The 18912-nt window shown below is 66.8% G+C and carries 11 protein-coding genes; 2 read left to right on the forward strand and 9 right to left on the reverse strand.

The window, feature by feature from the left end:
• Positions 1–5: 5 nt before the first annotated feature.
• The 3 genes from ACYOEI_RS18100 to ACYOEI_RS18110 form a co-directional block, all read right to left on the reverse strand.
• Positions 6–1763 (reverse strand): glycosyltransferase, encoded by a 1758-nt coding sequence (locus tag ACYOEI_RS18100; RefSeq protein ID WP_462850947.1) that lies wholly within the window; start codon positions 1761–1763, stop codon positions 6–8.
• A 199-nt stretch (positions 1764–1962) separates the two neighbouring features.
• Positions 1963–5241 (reverse strand): WD40 repeat domain-containing serine/threonine protein kinase, encoded by a 3279-nt coding sequence (locus ACYOEI_RS18105; protein ID WP_462850948.1) that lies wholly within the window; start codon positions 5239–5241, stop codon positions 1963–1965.
• 79 nt (positions 5242–5320) lie between these two features.
• Positions 5321–5896: an ECF-type sigma factor gene (locus ACYOEI_RS18110; protein ID WP_462850949.1), complete on the reverse strand. Its 576-nt coding sequence runs from the start codon at positions 5894–5896 to the stop codon at positions 5321–5323.
• A 1224-nt stretch (positions 5897–7120) separates the two neighbouring features.
• On the opposite strand from ACYOEI_RS18110, the gene ACYOEI_RS18115 reads away from it, so the two are divergent.
• Together ACYOEI_RS18115 and ACYOEI_RS18120 are read left to right on the forward strand one after the other, a co-directional pair.
• Positions 7121–7555, forward strand: a complete 435-nt coding sequence (locus ACYOEI_RS18115) for a hypothetical protein (protein WP_462850950.1) — start codon at positions 7121–7123, stop codon at positions 7553–7555.
• 401 nt (positions 7556–7956) lie between these two features.
• Positions 7957–9900, forward strand: coding sequence for a sulfatase (locus ACYOEI_RS18120; protein WP_462850951.1), 1944 nt, complete (start codon positions 7957–7959; stop codon positions 9898–9900).
• A gap of 314 nt (positions 9901–10214) precedes the next feature.
• Here ACYOEI_RS18120 and ACYOEI_RS18125 read toward each other — a convergent pair whose 3' ends face one another.
• From ACYOEI_RS18125 to ACYOEI_RS18150, 6 genes are all read right to left on the reverse strand, one after another.
• Complete coding sequence (locus ACYOEI_RS18125; protein ID WP_462850952.1) at positions 10215–13694, reverse strand: protein kinase domain-containing protein; 3480 nt, start codon at positions 13692–13694, stop codon at positions 10215–10217.
• Complete coding sequence (locus tag ACYOEI_RS18130) at positions 13691–14326, reverse strand: RNA polymerase sigma factor (protein ID WP_462850953.1); 636 nt, start codon at positions 14324–14326, stop codon at positions 13691–13693. The genes ACYOEI_RS18125 and ACYOEI_RS18130 overlap by 4 nt, the downstream gene beginning before the upstream one ends.
• Before the next feature lie 345 nt (positions 14327–14671).
• Positions 14672–15748 (reverse strand): sulfate/molybdate ABC transporter ATP-binding protein, encoded by a 1077-nt coding sequence (locus ACYOEI_RS18135; protein ID WP_462850954.1) that lies wholly within the window; start codon positions 15746–15748, stop codon positions 14672–14674.
• A gap of 187 nt (positions 15749–15935) precedes the next feature.
• Complete coding sequence (locus ACYOEI_RS18140; protein WP_462850955.1) at positions 15936–16796, reverse strand: sulfate ABC transporter permease; 861 nt, start codon at positions 16794–16796, stop codon at positions 15936–15938.
• Positions 16786–17616 (reverse strand): sulfate ABC transporter permease subunit CysT, encoded by an 831-nt coding sequence (cysT, locus tag ACYOEI_RS18145; protein ID WP_462850956.1) that lies wholly within the window; start codon positions 17614–17616, stop codon positions 16786–16788. The genes ACYOEI_RS18140 and cysT overlap by 11 nt, the downstream gene beginning before the upstream one ends.
• The gene (locus ACYOEI_RS18150) at positions 17613–18683 is read right to left on the reverse strand and encodes a sulfate ABC transporter substrate-binding protein (protein ID WP_462850957.1); all 1071 of its coding nucleotides are present in this window, start codon (positions 18681–18683) and stop codon (positions 17613–17615) included. Before ACYOEI_RS18150 ends, cysT begins: the two co-directional genes overlap by 4 nt.
• Positions 18684–18912 lie beyond the last annotated feature (229 nt).

Raw genomic sequence — 18912 nt, forward strand, 5'->3', positions numbered from 1 at the left:
GAGCATCACAACCGGCTGACTTGCCCGTGCGTGGGGATGAGCGAGGTCTTGAATCGGGGCTCGCGAGCCTTATCGAACGCCTCCTCGATCGCGGTTGCGGCACGATTCAGGCCATCCTCGGCCTCGATCCGCGAGCGGAGCGCGGCCGCTCGTTCGCGATACGACGGTTTGTCGAGGATCTCGACGATGGCCGCGCCGAGCCGGCCGATGGTCAACGTCCCGATGGGGATCGACCGGCCGACGCCGGCGAGCTCGACGCGGGCCCCGACACCGGGTTGGTCGTAGGCGACCGGCAACACGACCAGGGGAACCCCTTGCTCGAGGGATTCGAGGGTCGTGTTGAGCCCACCGTGGCAGATCGTCAGGGACGCCCGCCGGATCAACTCCAACTGCGGCGCGTACCCGACCACGATCGGGTCGCCCGGCAGGTCACCGAGCGTCGACGGGTCCTGGCCGCCGCCGAGCGAGATCACCAACTGCATGTCCGTCGCCGCGCAGGCCTCGGCGATGAGCCGGTAGGGGCGCACGAGCCGATTCTGGAGCGTGCCCATCGAGGCGTAGACCAGGGGCCGGCCCGGGTCGAGGCGATCCCAGGGGAAGTCCACCACGGCCCGCGCCTCCGGATCCGTCCAGGGGCCGGTGTGGCGGAAGCCGGGCGGCAAGGCACGCCCCGGCATCTCCAACGCGGCGGGTAGTTGGGCGACCTGGGCCAAGCCCGAAAACAGCGAGTTCATACCCCGGACCGCGGGCAGCCCCCACGCCCGCCGTTGCCGGTTGATCTGGCGGAGGATCGCCGATCCGACCCATTCCATGTGCGCATTCCCGACCTGATTCCGGAGGCGGGCCGCGAGCCCGACCCGATGCGGCCACGGGAAATAGATGGGCGGGACGCCCGCGTCGAGATTCAGCGGCAGCGCGGCCGCGACGCTGACGTACGGCAGGCCCAGGCGATCGGCCACGGTCCCACCCGCCATCTCGACCTGGTCGACGATGAGCGCCTCGACCCCTTCGGCGAGGATCGCGGCGGGGGCGTCGCGGAAGAGCATCGCCGCGTTTCGACTGATGCGACGGAGCCCGAATCGCAGGGCGGCCAGGCCGTCGAGCTTACCGCCTTCTTCGTCCAGCGCCCGGATCGAGCCTCGAGGGAAATCCCCCCGGCCGATCTGGCGGAACCCCAGGCCCGCCGCACGGATCGGCGACTCGAGGTCGGCGACCTGGAAGTAGATGACCTCGTGCCCCCTGGACTGGAGGCGGCGCCCCAGGGCGGTGATGGGATAATAGTGGCCCGGCGAAGCGAAGCTCAAGATTCCGATGCGTTTCATCGATCGTTCCTCAGTCTGCTCGAAAATGGGGAAAGATGCCGCGAGGGCATCGAGTCCGTGATCCGACGCGGGCCGTGGCCCCGTGCCCCGAAGGATCGGGCCGACCTCCGTTGGGCCCAATCCGCCATCACCTTGGTCCTGGCCGCCGTCAATGACGAGCACATGTAGATCGCCAAATGGGCCGAAGGGCGACTCGCCATCGACGCGCGACAGCGACTCGACCAGGCGGAGGAGGCTCTGGGCGATCGCCCGGCGGCCGTTGCGCAGAATCGTCAGGGCACGCCGATCGTCCCCGTCGTGGATGATCCACCTCATGACGTCGAGGTCGCTGCCCGGGACCAACTCGAAGAAGTCGCCCCCGATGAGCTCGATGCGGCCCCCGAAATGAGACGTGTCCGGGCCTCCAGGCTCAATGCGACGGGCGGCGGAGAAACCCCTCATCCGCGAGGGTTTTTCCCTCGCCGACCGCGGGAGGCCAGTCTTGCCCCGCGCGGCGCCCGATCGCCCCGGGTCAGCTCGGGATCGCGCGGGGGATCGCGGACGGGACGGTAGCATCCCCCGCCAGGGCAATGAGGAGGGTCGGGGACATGCCGACGCCGTTGACCCGATCTCGGGATGACGACATCAAGGTGCATCGACGTCAAGGCGAGGCATTCACCTCGCGGCCCGGTTGTCCTTGCAAGGCGAGGACCCGTCGGCGAGGGCCGTGGCCGATCGGATGATCGGCGAAGCCGCGGACGCACGGGGCGACCCGCCGGTCGATCAATTCCGGATCCCCCTCCATGGGCGCAGTCGGCACGCGCCATCGCCAGACGGCCCCGTCCCTCGTCCCCGTCGCGGCGCTCCGGCCGTCCGGGTGGAAGGTCACAGTGAGGACGGCGTCGGAGTGGCGCAGCGCCGGGCCGAGCTGGCGGCCGGTAGCGACGTCCCAGAACCGCGCCGAGCCGTCGAGGCTCGCCGTCAGCAGGGTCGCTCCGTCGGGACTGAAGGCGACGGCCGTGACCTCACCCGCGTTCCCCCGCACGTCGCAGAGCAGGGCACCGCTTCCGCGGTCCCAGAGGCGGACTGTGCCGGCGTGGCACCCGGTCGCCATCCTCGGGCCCCGAGGCTCGAAGGCGACGGCCGTGATCGGAAATGCGTGGGAGGGGCGGGTGGGGGCCCCGACTTCGACGTCGCGTGTCAGGTCCCAGAGCCGGGCCTTGCCGTCCCGGCAGCCGAGCAGGACGACTGTCCCGTCGGGGCTGAAGGCGGCATGTTGGACGGCGACGCCAAGCATGCGGGCAAGCGGTCGGGCCGGCCCCGGCCCCCCGACCGGCAGGAGGGAGGCCGTCCCGGACGCGGCCCTCCAGCTCAGGAGAAAGCGAGAATCGGGGCTGAAGACGAGGCCCTCGATCGGGCCGTCGCGGCCGTATTGTTCGCCCACGACCGCCCCGGACTCGGCGTCGAGCAGTCGGAGGCATTGGCCGGTGGGAGTGCTTTCATTCGCCGAGGCGATCAGCTTTCCGTCCGGGCTGACCGTCGCGACGCCCTTTGCCCCCCGGCGCACAACCGTCGACGACCGGTCGACGTCTCGAGTTCGTCGGCAGCCCCTCGTCTTCGCCCACTCGGCGCCCCGGTCGGAGTGCCAACGCTCATGCTCTCCGTCCCCCACCACCAGGAGATGCTCGCCGTCTCGTCCGAAGGCCAGGGCTCGGACCGGCCCGAGGGCCGACCTCGGCGGGGCGATCGGTCCGGACAAAGGCACTTCCCAGACCGGGATCGACCCGTCCTCAAGCCCGACGGCCAGGGCCCGGCCGTCCGGCCGGAAGGCCAGGGACCGCACCGCCACGTCGAGCTTGAAGGTCGGCCCGCCCAGGCGGAACGTCGCCGCGTCCCAGAGGCGGACCGTGCCCCCCTCGGTCCCGGTGGCGAGCCGCTCGCCACAGGGCGAGATCGCAAGGCACTCGACCGCCGTGCCCTCGGGGGGGAGGGCCGCGATCCGCGACGACCCATCCCAGGAGTGGACCCGGCCGTCGTCGGTCATCACCACGACCCGGTGGCCATCGCCCAGGAAGGCGACCTTGAGCACGGGCGAGCCGAGCGGCAAGGGAGGCCCGAGGGGCCGACCCGACCGGGCGTCGCGATAGATGACCGTTCCGTCCTCGCCCCCGGAGACGAGCGTGGAGCCGTCGCGGCTCAGGGCGGTTGCGGTCCCGGCTCCATCGACCGGCGGGCGTGTCCCGTCGGCGACCGTCGGCGGAGCTATCGCCCGCCAGGAGCCGGTCTCCCAGGACTGCGAGGCCCCGTCCTCACCCCGGGCGACCAGGGCCGAGCCGTCCGGCCGGAAGGCCAGTTCCAGGGCCGGCGAGCGGGCCTTCAACCGTGCCAGGGGGCGACCGAGTCGGGCCCACCATTCGGCCAGGTTGATGCGGGCAGCCCGCTCGAGCCCAAGGTCCCGGGCCTCGATGGCCAGCCGGAGGCTGGCCGATAGCCAGAGCATCCCCTGGCCCAGCTCTCCCTGCTCGCAGAGGGCACGCCCCTGATCCATCGCCAGCTCGGCCTGCCCCAGCGCGATCTCGCGATGGGCCCTGGCCTCGTCGACGGCCGCGTCGATCGCCTTCGCCCGCTCGCGCTCCGCCCGGAGCAAACCCCAGGTCGTCCCGATGCCGCCGGCGATCAAGGCCAGGAGGACCAGTGCCGACGCCGCCACCGGGCCCCGGTGGCGCCGCACGAGCTTGCGAAACCGGTAGCCGAAGCGCGGCGGCGCCGCCAGGACCGAATCACCGGCCAGGTAGCGTTGCACGTCCGTCGCCAGCCCGCCGGCCGACTCGTAGCGGCGGGCGCGATCCTTCTCCAAGGCCTTCATCGCGATCCAGTCCAACTCCCCGCGGACCAGGGCCACCAGCCGATTCGGCGCGGTCCCGCGGGCTGCGGCCAGGCCAGGCAGGGTATCCGGGTTGCTCAGCTTCCGGCTGGGACTCGGCGGCTCTTCCTCGCGGACCACCCGGAGGAACTCCAGCAGCCCCGACCGCCCCGGATCCACCCGAGATATCGGCGGGCTGCCGGCCAGCAGCTCGTAGAGGAGCACGCCGAGCGCGTAGACGTCCGACCGGGTGTCGACGTCCCGGTTGCGGAATGCGGCCTGCTCCGGGCTCATATACTCGGGGGTGCCGACCATCGACCCGAATCCGGTCGCCAGCGTCTCTTCGACAGTCGACGGCTCGGCGGCCTTGGCGACGCCGAAGTCGATCACTTTGGGCTCAGGCCGGCCGTCGTACATCGCCACCAGGACGTTGTTCGGCTTGATGTCGCGGTGGATGACCCCCTTCTGGTGGGCATGCTGGATCGCCCGGCAGACCGGGTCGAACAGCGCCAGCCGCTCGCGCAAGGTGAGCCGTCGCTCGTCGCAGAAGCGGGTGATCGGGACGCCTTCGACCCGTTCCATGACCAGGAAGGGCCAGCCGTCGGGCGTCTCGCCGCCGTCGAGGACCTTGGCGATATTGGGGTGGTCCATCAGGGCGAGGGCCTGCCGCTCGGCCTCGAAGCGGGCGAGTACCTGCCGGCCGATCATCCCCGCCTTGATCAACTTGACGGCGACGATCCGGCAGACCGGCTCGATCTGGCGGGCCGTCCAGACCGTGCCCATCCCGCCCTCGCCGATGGGCTCGATCAGCTCGTACCGGCCGGCCAGGAGGCTACCCGGGCCGAGACCCGATCCCAAGGCGGCCGACCCGATCCCTCCAATCCGTTCGTCGGGGATCGTCCGGACCGGCTCGAGGAAGTTGCCGAGGTCCATGTGGGCGTCGAGCAGCCGCTCGACCGCGGACCGCAGGCCCGGGGCGTCGCGGCAGGCCCGGTCCAGGTAGGCCTCGCGCGAGGCGGGATCGGACAGGGTGAGTGCGGCGGAGAAGACCGCCTCGACGGCGGGCAAGTCGGTCATGGATCACTCCGCGCGGGTCGATCCTGGAGCCTCGACGAGTCCAAACTCAGGGGGGTACGACGGCCGGCCGATTGACCGCTCACCCCGGGGCCGAGCCCGCCTGGACCGGGCCGTTGATCTCGGCGTGCAGCCAGGAGCGGGCGAACGCCCAACGACGCTCGGCGGTGGCGACCGAGATCCCGAGGGCGGCCGCTGCCTGGGGGATGGTCAGCCCGGCGAAGAAGCGGAGCTCGACGAGCGCGGCCCTGCCGGGGTCTCGCTCAGCCAACCGGGTCAAGGCGTCGTCCAGGGCGAGCAGGTCGTCTCCCGGGATGGAGGCCGGGAGATCGGCCAATTCAACCCGCTGGCGACCGCCGCCGTGACGAAGGCGGCCCTTGCGACGGGCGGCCTCGACCAGGATGCGACGCATCGCCTCGGCCGCGGCGGCAAAGAAGTGGCCGCGGTTCTCCCAGCACCGTTCGTCGGACGGGCCCACCAGGCGGAGGTAGGCCTCGTGGACCAGGGCGGTCGCCTGGAGGGTACGACCGGGCGCTTCAATCGCCATACGCGCCGCGGCGAGCCTGCGTAACTCATCGTAGACCAGCGGGAGTAACTCGGAGGCATATTTAGGGGAACGGATCGGTCCCGCTGGTACACTCGAACCCAGATAGGTCATGGTTGCATCGTCGATTGGATCGGCCGAAAGGCGGCGATCCGCTTGAAGGCCCGCCGATAGTCTCAGCTCCTGACTCATCCGATCAAACCTCCACGCCGAACCGCCTCGACATTTCACGAGGGATCGGCGGCACTCAGGTCGCCGGACCAATCCCGCCATCGTGAGTTCGGGCGAGTCCGGCTTGAAGCCGACTCTCCATTGAAGTCATGCGCCGGGCCAGGCTTCGGAGAGATTCTCCGTGAAGTGAGGCCCAAGATGATGATCGAAATCCACAGGGAATCGCTGACGAGCCGGCCCGGCCGAAAGAGGCCTCGACGTCGATCTACGAGACCAACTCGTCCCCAAAGGGCCTGCGATTCACCGCGAAGCGCATCGTTCCACCCCCGACGTATCGGAGGAACACTCGCGCGCTCAAGGAATTATGATAGGAACCTCGTCAACGACGACGCCCCGGCCCTCCTCAAGGTGTATGGCCAAAGAGGCCGCCCACCCCTCAGCCAATTCCCGCGAGACATGCCGTGGCGCCAATGGAGCCCGCCCCGAGGACGGACGGCGCATCACCACGCGATCGGCACCATCGCACTGCGGGCGGGGCCACGACAGGAGTCCCGATTCGATCCCTCTCCCACGTGGGCGGCCTGAGCGGAATCGTCTCGCATCCGCATGGTATGGCGGCACTCCAAGGCCTGTGGAAAGGGACGCGGAGCCTCAAAAGCCGGCATTCCCACGGGGATCGTGGGAGCGAGAATTGAACATTCAACGCGATTTCTTCGAAAGCTTTCGAACGTTGGCGGTGCATCCCCCATTTCAACACCGCGTTAATCGAAAATCAGGAACATTTCCAAACAGATTCCACGTTCCTCCGGCCGATGATTAACGCCAAAGGGCGATCCGGAACGCTGGATCGATCAACCGCCGACCCGGTGCCGGTCGCGTGCTCCTGGCCGCGCCCCTCTCCCGGCTCGACCCGACCGCCGAAATCTTCCTGCATCCGTGCATTTTTCGGAGGAATGCTGCGCAGACAGAAAAGGCGGATCCTTCTAAGATCCCGCGTCTCATCGAGTCGCCGAGGGGATCCTCGCCGGAAGGATCCGGCCGCCCCTTCGCGTAACCGCCCGCTGGCATCTCGACATCATCGATGACGTCGGGGTGTGCGACGAGGATTTCCGAGGGAAGTGCCGGGCCAACTTGGTGCTCGGGTGTTGTCGACGAGAGGTCCCGATCATGAATAGGATCTCGCGCCGGTCGGGTGCGATCGTTCGATCCCTGTTCATCGCGCTCGCGATCTTCGGGATCGAGCTCGACGTGATCTCGAACCCCTTCGAGCCCGAATTCGCCTTCTCTCAAATCTTCAACGTCCTGGATCTTTCGGATCCAGGAGCGGACATAGGCCTGGACGACGATTCCGATGGCGATGGGCTGGATGAAGGCTCAGCCTGGCCCGTCATGATCCTGGCCGACGCGAGCGCCAACGAGTTGCAGGTCGACGAAACGATCGCGCTCCGTCCCCACCTCGCACGATTCAAACCCTCGCTACTCATCGCCGACGAACGGTCGAATCCGCTCGAGCCCGATCGGGCCGGGCCGGGGCGTTCGCTCACTCCTCCGATAGCGTCCCGACGCAGCGTCCTCCCGCAACTCTGCCGCCTCGTTTGCTGAGATCCGGCGCGTCCCCTCGACGACGCGACATCGGAGTTGCCGCGTCCCCGGACTTCCTCGCCCCACGCCCGTGAGCCCACCGAGCCCGCGCGTCGGCTCTTCGGAGGGACTCAGGGGAGAGCGACGTTGTCGACCGCGTGACCCCGCAAGGTTCCCCGGCCGATCGTCGCCGCAACCTCGGGGCCACGAAACACCTATAAATTCCGACAAGTGAATAGACCATTACAAACCGTAATGGGACTTTCACGGGTCGTTTCCCATGGCAGGCCCCGCACGCCAGGGATCCGGGCCTCATTCGAGAGGCTGGACCATCGCCGCGAGGCGAGGCGGGCCGGGCGTCCCTCGCCGCCATCGACGGCCTGGTCGTGTCTACGGCCTGAGCCTTTTGGAGACGCAGGCAAATGACCATGACCGCGATCAGAGAGAGGAGCCTGGCCGGCTCGCGACGGGCTCTCCCCAGCCAGGGCCGCCCTCCGGTTCCAGAGGTCCTCGGGGTCGGGCCGGTCCGGGTGATGGCCCTCGCCGGATGGTTTGGCATGCTCACGGGCCTGCTTGAGGTGACGACCCTGCTCGCGAGGCATGCGTTCTTCGACCCCACGGCCCTCCGGGCCCTCCAGATGAACCGGCACTTCCTCTGGATCACCCCGCTGACCGACCTCGGCCTCTTCTTGACCTGCGGAATCCCGCTGGCCGTCCTCGCGGCCTTCCGGCCGGCATGGGCCCGACGCGTCTCGAGCTTCGGCTTCACCTTCCTGACCGGATTCTCCCTGCTCCTGATCTTCCAAGGGCTGTACATGATCGCTTCGGTCGGGCTGGCCCTCGGCCTGGCCAGCCGGATCGCACCCCGACTCGGGGTCGGCGGCCGTCGATTCCAGGGTGTCGTCAGGCTCTCGTCGCCGGTCTTCGCGGTCATCGTCCTGGTGCTCATGGCCTTCTCTTACCAGACGATCGAGAAGGGGGGGGCCGACGCCTTGTCTCCGTCGGCAAGCCCGACTTCGAACCGTAAGAACGTGATCATGGTCATCATGGACACGGTTCGCGCCGACCACTTGAGCCTGTACGGCTACCCTCGAGAGACGACACCCAATCTGTCGAGGCTGGCGCAGCGAGGAACCCTCTTCAACGAGGCGAGGTCGGCGGCCCCGTGGACGTTCCCTTCGCACTCGTCGATGTTCACAGGGCGCTGGCCGCATGAGTTGAACATCGGTTCGGATCGGCCGCTCGACACGACCTATCCCACCCTGGCGGAGTTTCTGTCGAGGAACGGGTACGCGACCGCGGGGTTCGTCGGGAACACCTATTTCTGCAACACTTGGACGGGACTGGGCCGAGGCTTTGCTCACTACGAGGATTCCTACGAGCACGACCTGGCGATCTCGCCCGGCGAGGCCCTCCGATGCTCGTCGCTCGGGAGGCTGATCCGTGTCACCGGCGGGACCTACAAGGTCCGGCCTGGCCGGGCCGACCGAATCAAGGACGCCGAACGAGTCAACGACCGATTCCTCGGCTGGCTCTCGAAGCGTGATGAAAAGCGGCCGTTCTTCGCCTTCCTCAACTACATCGACGCCCACGACCCTTATCAGACCCCCGCGCATTTCGGCCGGAACTTCGGGCTCAAGCCCGAGTCGGCCGCCGATCACGAGACGATCCGCGCCTGGTTCCGCCAGGACAAGAAGGTTACCTCGCCTCATGAGCTCACACTCATCAAAGACGCCTACGACGACTGCATCGCCTATCTCGACGAACAGATCGGCGTGCTCTTCAACGAGCTCGACAAACGCGGCGTGTTGAAGGAGACCGTGGTCGTCATCGCGGCCGACCACGGCGAAGGGTTCGGCGAACACGGCGTCTACCTGCACGGAAAGAGCCTGTACCGCCACGAGGTGCATGTCCCGCTGATGGTGATCGACCCCTCGAGCCCCGCCAAGGGCTCCGTCGTTGCCGAGCCGGTCAGCCTCCGGGACCTGGCGGCGACCATCGTCGACCGCGTCGGCGTCTCGGCCGGCTCGCCGTTCCCGGGACGCTCGCTCGCCCGATTCTGGGATCCTTCGAGGAGGAACCTCCACGAGGCCACCGAGCCGATCGTCTCGGAGGTTTCCCTCCAATCCCACGACGCCCACCACCACGCCGAGGGCCAGGTCGATTCCTCGCTCTCGGCCTCCAAAGTCTCACTGCTCGACCAAGGCAAGCTCTATATCCACGCGATCGACGGGCGCGAAGAGCTCTACGATCTGGCCGACGACCCGGACGAAGCAAAGAACCTGGCCGGCAAGGCCGAATCCCGCGCCGATCTCGAACGCTGCCGGGCCGCCTTCGCCGGGCTCGCCGAAGGCACCACACATTAGAATTCAAAACCAATGATATAGCATCGGGCGAGATTTTGATGCGGAAGCAGGACGAGAAACTTTTTGCCACGGATGGAACACGGATAAAACGCAGAAGGAGAACGATCAACAGATACTACAGATTTACACAGATAATTTATTCAATAATTCCAAGGAATTTACTGAATTTCCAATCCGTGTCCATCTGCGTCATCTGTTGATAAATTCTCCGATCCCCTGATTTATCCGTGTTTCATCCGTGGCTAAAAGGTCCTTGGCTCGACACGTGGCGGATCCTATTGCAGGCAAAGGCCCCCCGCGCCACGGGGTTTCCGTCACGGCCCGGTCCTGGTTCGCCAGAGTTTGACCTCGCCGTCATGGCTGCACGAGGCGAGTGATGAGCCGTCGGGGGCGAACGCGAGGCTGCTGACGTAGCCCTTGTGTCCCTTCAGGGACAGCAACGCCTCGCCGGTGAGCGTGTCCCAGAGCCAGATCGAGTCCGACCGACCGCAGGTCGCCAGCGAGCGGCCATCGGGGGTAAAGGCCAGATCGAGCAAGGCCTCGCTGCTTTCGTGTCGGATGGTCTTGAGGACGGACAGGGTGGCCGAGTCGCGAATGGTGAGGATTCCGCGCTGGTTCGCCACCGCGAGGGTTGCGCCGTCCGGGGCGAACGCGAGTGCGACGGCAGGGTCAAGGTTATGCTCGATCTTCAGCGTCCGCCCCGTCTTCGTCTCCCAGAGTCTCACCATCCCTTCGTTACCCGCCGAGGCAAGGGTCAGACCGTTCGGCGAGAACGCGACCGAGCGCACGCTGCTGCCATGTCCTTCCATTTGACGGAGGCAACGTTTCTCGGCGACACTCCACAATCGAATAAAAAGATCTTCACTCGGATCTCCCGAATGCCCGCCCGCGCTGGCGAGCATTCGACCGTCGGGGCTGAACGCCAGCGTCCGGACCCAGTTCTTGTGACCGGGAAGAGTGCCCAGACGTCTCCCGGTCGGGATCTCCCAGAGCCGAATGCTGTCCTGGTCGGAAAGGTGTCCGGAAGCCAGGGTTCGGCCATCGGGGGAAATTGCCAGCGAGGCAACCGTTCCTTCGCCGGCCTGCCAGCCGCGAATGAGCTCACCGGTGTTCGGCTTCCACAGCTTGATCGTCTGCGGGTCCCCGCCGGTGTCGTCGGCTCCGGTCGCGAGGATTTTCCCATCGGCTGAGTAAGCAAGCGACCAGGCTTCGGTGGCTCTGTGACCCGAAGGCTGAGGAGGGTCGGGAGTCGGGAAGACGTGCCAGATTCTCGGCGAAGGGCCCGCGTTCACGATCAGGGAACGCCCGTCGGGGACGAACGTGGGCTGCCCGGCCGCATGCGATGTCGGCATGGGCCGGAGCCGACGGGCGGATTTCACGTCCCAGAAGTACATCCGCTCGAGCTCGCCCTGATCGCCGCCCGAATTCAGGGCCAGAAAGTTGCCATCGGGTGAGAAGTCGAGCAAAACCTGCACTCGCTGACGACCCGAGTGCTTGGAACCGATCACACGGACTTCGCCCGAAGTTCGATGGCACAGGTGAACTTTTCCATCAACGTCCACCGCGGCGAGCGTGTTGCCCACCCGGTCGAATTGCAGCGAGACGATCGGGACACGGACATCATAGCGCGCGTGGATGTTCCCCTGGTTCACATCGCGAACGACGATCCCGTCCTTTCGCGACGCGACGGCGAGTTGACGGCCATCCGGCGAGAAGGCCATCGATCCGCCTCCTTCGAACTCGCCGGGATACTCCCGCGCGACGGCGCCGGTCGCGATGTCGTGCAGCCTCGATTGATTACCGAGTCGGGTGGCGAAGAATGGGCCCTCGGGAGCAAAAGCTGCCGCGTCCACCCCCGCCAGTTCCACTCGCGGCCGATCGTTCTTCGAGTCGAAATCGAGGGCCCAGATCCGGACCGATTCACGTCCCGCAACGGCCTTGCTGACATGCGCGACCAGGCGTTCGCGGTCCAGGAAATGGATCGTTCTCGGAAGATCGAGTCGACCTCCCGGCGGGATTTCGCCCACGTTCCGAACGGCCCGGAGCGTCCCCGTGGTCGCATCCCAGATCCCAAGCTCCCCACCGCTCATCGACGGCGATTCGCGCCTCGCGACAAGGATCCGGCCGTCGTGCGTCAGGCGTGGCTCCCAGTAGGCGGCACCCGGCTCCGCGATCTTGCAGCGAGGTCGCTCCGAGGGTACATCCCAGATGACGATCGCCGAATCCGAATTATGACATGCGATTGTGTGCCCATCCTGGGACACGGACATGCTATGCATCCACGTCTCTGACTCGGGAAGCCGGACGAGCTCACGCCGGGCAAGGCGGTTGAGGTAGGGCCACGCAAACCCGCGCCAGGCGTCTCCGCCGGAGTCGTTTCGAATGGAGTCGAGCAGGTCCTGGGCCGTCTCGAAGCGCCGGCTTTCCACGGCCTCGCCGGCAAGACGAAGGGTTGACGCATAAACATGGCGCCCTGCGACTCGCCGGAGTCGTTCGGCATTCGCGGCGAAGCGATCGGCTCGCGAAACCTCGGCCTTGAGCGCAGCGTTGTGGCGGCGGAGCACGGCGTTATGTTGCCAGCCGGCATACGCCACGACCCCGGCGATCAATCCAATCACTCCTACCAGGGTGGCGACCGCCGACCGATGCCTCCACAGCCATTTCGCCCCGAGGTCCGCGACGCTTGGCCGACGTGCAAGGACAGGCCGATTCTCGAGGAACCGACCCAGGTCGGCGGCCAGGTCGGCAGCCGTGGCGTAGCGGTCGGCCGGCGCCTTGGCCATCGCCTTCAGGATGATGGTCTCCAGGTCGATCGGGATCCTCGGGTCGAGCGTCCTCGGCGGGATCGGCTCGTCGTGCGCGATACGGCGGAGGAGTTCGAGACGATCATCCGATTCGAAGGCTGGGTGGAGGGTTAACAACTCGTAGATGGTGACGCCGAGAGAGTAGATATCGGTCCGGCCGTCGAGCGGGACGCGCCGACCGAGCGCCTGCTCCGGGCTCATGAACCTGGGCGTCCCCAGGGCCTCACCCGTGCGGGAGAGGTCCAGTCCTCCAAGGACCCGGGCCAGGCCGAAGTCGGTGATCCAGAGTTCGCCCGCGTTGTCGATCATCAAGTTGGAGGGCTTGATGTCGCGATGGACAACGTCGTTGGCGTGGGCATGGTCCAGCGCCTCGGCCGCCTGTTTGGCGATTCGCGCCACGTCCCTTGCGTATGAGCTCCTCTCGCCGGAGCTCGTTGTGGGAGTGATCGGCTCGCGGGAGTCGACGTTGCCGTCGAGCGATGGCTCGAGCCGAGACTGCCGGATCACCCTGGCCAGGTCTCGGCCGTCGATGAACTTCATCGCATAATACGGAACGCCATCCGCCGTCCCCATGGCGAAGACCGGGACGATGTGCGGGTGGTTGAGGCCGGCGGCGGCCTGGGCCTCGACCTGGAAGCGTTGGAGCAGTCGAGGGTCGACCGCCGAGGCATTCGGCAGGACCTTGAGGGCGACGTGCCGGCGAAGTGAGATCTGGACGGCTTCGTAAACGATGCCCATGCCGCCCCGGCTGACTTCGCGGAGGAGCTGAAAATCACCGAGGAGTCCGATCTTACCGGGAAGTGTCGCCGCTCCTCCGGGCAGTTCGGCCATCAACTGGATCGTGGGCAGGAGAGCTCGAATCGCCTTGGCGTGACTGCCGTATTCCTCAGGGTGGATGGATTCCCCCTGCTGCAAACGCTCGGCGATCTTGGCGACGAGCTCCGAGAGCTCGATGTCGTCGTCCTGTGCCGTATCGTCGACCTCACTCATGACGCTGATCCCGAGTCGTCGGCCAGGACGGAGCGGACTCGCTCGATCGCCCGTAGGTGCCGCATCTTGCCCGCGCTCTCGGTGATGTCCAGGATGCCGGCGATCTCCGGGAACGTCAGGTCTTCCAGGTATCGCATCACGAGGATCTCACGGTCGGTCGGCGACAACCGACCCAGAGCTTCGTGAACACGCTCCCGACGTTCCTCGCGGATGAGGTGATGCCTCGGCGTCAGATCCGCCGTGACCAGGCGATCGACCAGCAAGTGGGCCGAGTCGTCCGGCCGGGCGAAGACATGTTGCTCGCGACCGACACTCCGAGAGGCGCACCGATGCTGGCGGTGGGCCGCCACGAGTCGCTCCGCCGCCAGTCGGTAGAGCCAGGGGTAGAACGGCAGCGGCCGCTCTCGCTCATAGTCGGCGAGCTTCCGCGCGGCATCAACAAACGCCTCCTGGATGACGTCGGACGCATCCACCCTCACGGCGACCTTCGGGTCCAGGCGCAACGCCACCATGCGTCGAAGCCGCTCGCGATGGCGCTCCAGCAGGCTGTGCAACGCAGCCTGATCACCGAGCGCAGCGGCGTGGAGGAGACCATTGGTGTCGGCCGGCTCGGGAGGGAGCAACGAGCCCATCGATCGATCTCGCCCGTAAGTATCCTGCTGAGGGTGTCGGCAGGGCCACCGACATTTTTGCACGTCTTCGATCGCGAGGCCAGCCTCTTGAAGGACACGTACGCTCTGGGCGGGGCCATGAAATCAGAAAGTCTACATGATCCCGACCGATGCCCGGCTCAACGACCTCCGCCTCTCCGCCATCTCCGACTACGACATGGCATAGGCAATCGGCGAGCCGCCATGCACGATTGTCCTGAACCTCGACGCGGGCGATTCGGACCGCTTCGGGCGGAGAGGACGGGAAACACGGATTTCGTCCCTGGAGCCGAAACGCCTTGTCGGGAGCGACAATACCGGCAGTCGTCAGATCACGTAGTTCTCGACGAACCCCTTGGACTCGTGGAAAACTTTCCAGTCTTTGGGCGAGACGAAGATGTCTTCGCCCTCGACGAGGGCGAGTTGGAGCGAGCGTTCGCGGGTGAGCTGGACGTTGATGTTGGTGCCGTCGAGGAGGGTGAGATCCAGGCGGACGAGGCCCCCCAGGGGGATGAGCTTGCGGATCCTCGCCGACCAGGCGGGACGACCGTCGCGCACCCGGGTGATTTCGAAGTCGTGGGGACGGACGTAGACCGCCCCGGCCTCGCCCTTATCGCCGGGGACGTCGAGGGGTAACGGGTCTTCTTCGCCCAGATCCATCCCCAGCACCGTCTCGGCGCGGAGGACGTTGACCGAACCGAGGAAGGCGGTCACGAACGGGCTCGCCGGATGCTCGTAGAGATCCTGCGGCGGGCCCATCTGCTCGACCTTCCCGCGGTTCAGGACCACGACCTGATCGGCGACCTCGAACGCCTCCTGCTGGTCGTGGGTCACGAAGAGGCTGGTGACGTGGACCTCATCGTGGAGCTTGCGGAGCCACGAGCGGAGCTCCTCGCGGACCTTGGCGTCGAGGGCGCCGAAGGGCTCGTCGAGGAGGAGGACCTTGGGACGGGGGGCCAACGCCCGAGCCAATGCGACCCGCTGCCGCTGCCCGCCCGAGAGCTGCGACGGGTAACGCTCGGCGTAGCCGAAGAGTTGAACAAGCTTCAAGAGCTCGTCGACACGCTCGCGAATCTCGCCGGCCGAGGGGCGGGGCTTGAAGACCTCGAGGCCGAACGCCACGTTCTGACGGATCGTCATATGGCGGAACAACGCATAGTGCTGGAAGACGAACCCGACGCCCCGATGCTGCGTCGGCACGTGCGTCGCGTCTTCGCCCGTCAGCTCGACGTCCCCCGTGTCCGCCGGCTCGAGCCCCGCAATGATCCTCAAAATCGTGCTCTTCCCCGACCCCGACGGACCCAACAGCGCCACGAGCTGCCCCGCCGGAACCTCGAACGAGACCCCGTCCACGGCCTGGAACTGCCCGAACCGCTTCGAGAGATTCTTCACCACGATACTCACGGTCTTATCTCCCGACCGGTTCGGCGTTAGGGGGAGGGGGAGGGTATTCACCACAAAGGCACAAAGACACAATGGAAGAAAACCAAGAATTTAAAAGCCAATTGTTCAAAACTTTTTACATTAAAAAGTTCTTTATTTTACATTTGTGTCTTTATACCTTTGTGGTGAATGGTGTTCGCTCCCCGCTTCACTCCGGTTTCTCATGCGAATCGACGCGCTTCCGGAGCAGTTCCATGCCAATCAGCATGACGAATGAGATCCCCGCGAGGAGGACGCTGGCGGCGTAGGCACCTTCGTTGTCGAAGCTCTCGATGCCGTCGTGGACGTAGAGCGTGGCGGTCTGGGTCCGGCCGATGATGTTGCCCGAGACCACGAGCAGCGCCCCGAACTCGCCGAGCGAGCGGGCGATGGTCAGCGTGATGCCGTAGGCCAGGCCCCAGCGGATCGAGGGGAGGGTCACGCACCAGAAGGTCCGCCAACGGCCCGCGCCCAGGGTATAGGCGACCTCTTCCTGGTCGACCCCGAACTCCCGGAGCACCGGCACAACCTCGCGGACGACGAAGGGGAGCGTCACGAAGATCGTGGCGAGGAGCATGCCGGGCCAGGCATAAGTCACCTGGATCCCCATCGGCTCGAGCCAGCGCCCGAGCCACCCCTGGCCGCCGTAGACGACGATCAGCATCAGCCCGGCGACGATCGGCGAGACGGCGAAGGGGAGATCGACCAGCCCGTCGACCAGCGACTTGCCCCAGAAATCCTGCCGGACGAGGACGATCGCGAAGGCCAGGCCGAAGATCGTGTTGATCACGGTGGCCAGGATCGTGATGCCGATCGTCAGCGAGAACGCCTGCCGCGCCTCGGGGGCGGCCAGGGCGCCGAGGAACGGGGTGATCCCTCGGGCGAATGCCCCTCGGACCAGGGCGAGCGCGGGGACCAGGATCAGGATGACGAACCAGCCGACGACGGCGATCGTCAAGAGCCGCTGTCCCCAGGGGGTCCCCCGGCGTCGCGTGAGGATGTAAGGCTCGGAGGCGAGCTCATCGGCCATTGGTGCGCCCCCCTTGGCGTTGGAGCCGGTTCAGGATGATGAGGATCGCGAGGGAGCAGGCGAGCAGGACGACCGAGACGACCATCGCGCCATGGGGATTGCCGCTCTCGATCTCGCCGAAGATGTACATCGGGCCGGTCTTGGTCGCGAGCGGCCGGTTGCCGGCGACCATCACCACGCTGCCGAACTCCCCCAGGGCCCGGCTGAAGGCCAGGGCCGTGCCGGTCAAGATCGAGGGCCAGAGCGTCGGGAACGTGACCCGCCGGAAGGTCGTGAAGGCGTCGGCCCCGAGCGTCGCGGCGGCCTCCTCCTCGGCGCGGTCGAGCTCGAGGAGCACCGGTTGCACGCTCCGGATGACGAATGGGTAGGAGACGAACAGCAAGGCGAGCACGATCCCCGGTTGCTGGTAGATCACCGACAGGCCATGACGACCGAGGAACGTCCCGAGGACGCTCGACGGCCCATACAGCGCGACCAGCATCAGGCCGGTCACCACCGTCGGCACGGCGAACGGCAGGTCGATCAGCGCGTCCATGATCTTCTTGCCCGGGAACGAGTGCCGCACCATGACCCAGGCGGTCGCCGTGCCGGTCACCGCGTTGATGAGCACCATGACCCCGGCGGTGATGAACGTCAGCTTCAGCGCGTGCCAGGCGAAGGGGTTGGTTATCGCCTTCCAGAAAGCCGCGGCGCCCGGCTCCGCGGCCCGGAGTCCCAGGGCCGCCAGGGGGAGGACCACCATCAGCCCGAGGTAGAAGAGCGAGGCCGCGCGGATCACCAACTCGCCCAGAGGGGCCTGTCCCGACCTCGGTCGGCTCACGGAGTCTCTCCCCGCTTGCGAGTGAAGAGCGAGTCCCAGACCCCGCCCGAATCGTAGACATCTTTATTGATCTTGGACCAGCCCCCCAGGTCCTTCATCGTGAACAGCCGGGAGGGCAGGGGGGCCCTGCCGGCGGGCTCGAGCTTGGAGTCGAGCGGCCGGAAGCCGAACTCGGCGAAAATCCGCTGCGCTTCCTTGCTCCGGAGGAACGCCAGGAACGACTCCGCCACCGCCCGGTTGCCGTGCCGCTTCACCGACGAGTCCACGATCGCCGCGGGCCCCTCGATCAACAGCGTGGCCGGAGGGATCACGTACGGCGCCTCGATCTTCTTCATCTTGGCCTGGAGGAGGACTTCGTTCTCGTAGGTGACGACCACGTCGCCCGTCCCTCGCTCGAAGGTCGCCATGCTCTGGCGTCCCGAGGAGTCCATGTTGACCACGTTCGCCTGGACCCGAGAGAGCAAGGTGCGGGCGGCTTCGAGGTCGGGCTTCTTCCGATCCTTCTCCAGCAGCCCCGCGCCGAAGATCGCGTTGATGTTCCAACGAGCCCCGCCGGAGGTCTTCGGGTCGGGGTAGAGGACGGAGACACCCGGCTTCGTCAGGTCCTCCCAGTCGTGGATCTGCCGAGGGTTCCCCGGGCGGACCCCGAGCACGACCAGGCTCCGGGTGATGAGCCCTTTGTCGGGGCCCTTCTTCCACGCCTCGTCGACGAGCCCGGCCTTGACCAACCGGGTGACATCCCCTTCGAGCGAGAGCACCGCGACGTCGGCGTCGAAGCCCGAGACGATCGCGCGACTCTGGGCGCCCGAGCCGTTGTACGACTCCTCGAACCGGACGACGCGCCCGGTCTCCTGCTTCCAGTGGGCGGCGAACGCCGGGAGGATCCCTTCGCGGAAGGCCTCACGCACGACCGAGTAGGCCCCGATCGTCAACGTGTCGACCCCTCCCTTATCGCCCTTCGCGGACGTACTACATCCCGCCGCGGTCGACAGGACGCCGACCGCGAGGAGGAGAATTCGCCGAGACCAGGAATGGAGCGTGGGGGGATGGATTTCAGTCTGGCTCATACGTATCAGCAAGAGTGTCTCGACCGTCTCGACGGGACAACGACGTCAACCGTCACCGCGCTTCGGGCAGGGGCGACCGGGCCTCGGGCCTCGCTCGAAGCGCGGGATGGTCCCCGCTCAAGCCAGGTCTCCCGCCCATTCTCGGCGACGCCTGCAACCATCCCGGACCTTGCGAAACGCCTGTCGGCCCCGCGAGGGGCGGGTGATCGAGGAGGCCCTGGGCCTCCCG

This window comes from Singulisphaera rosea (genome assembly GCF_054877945.1).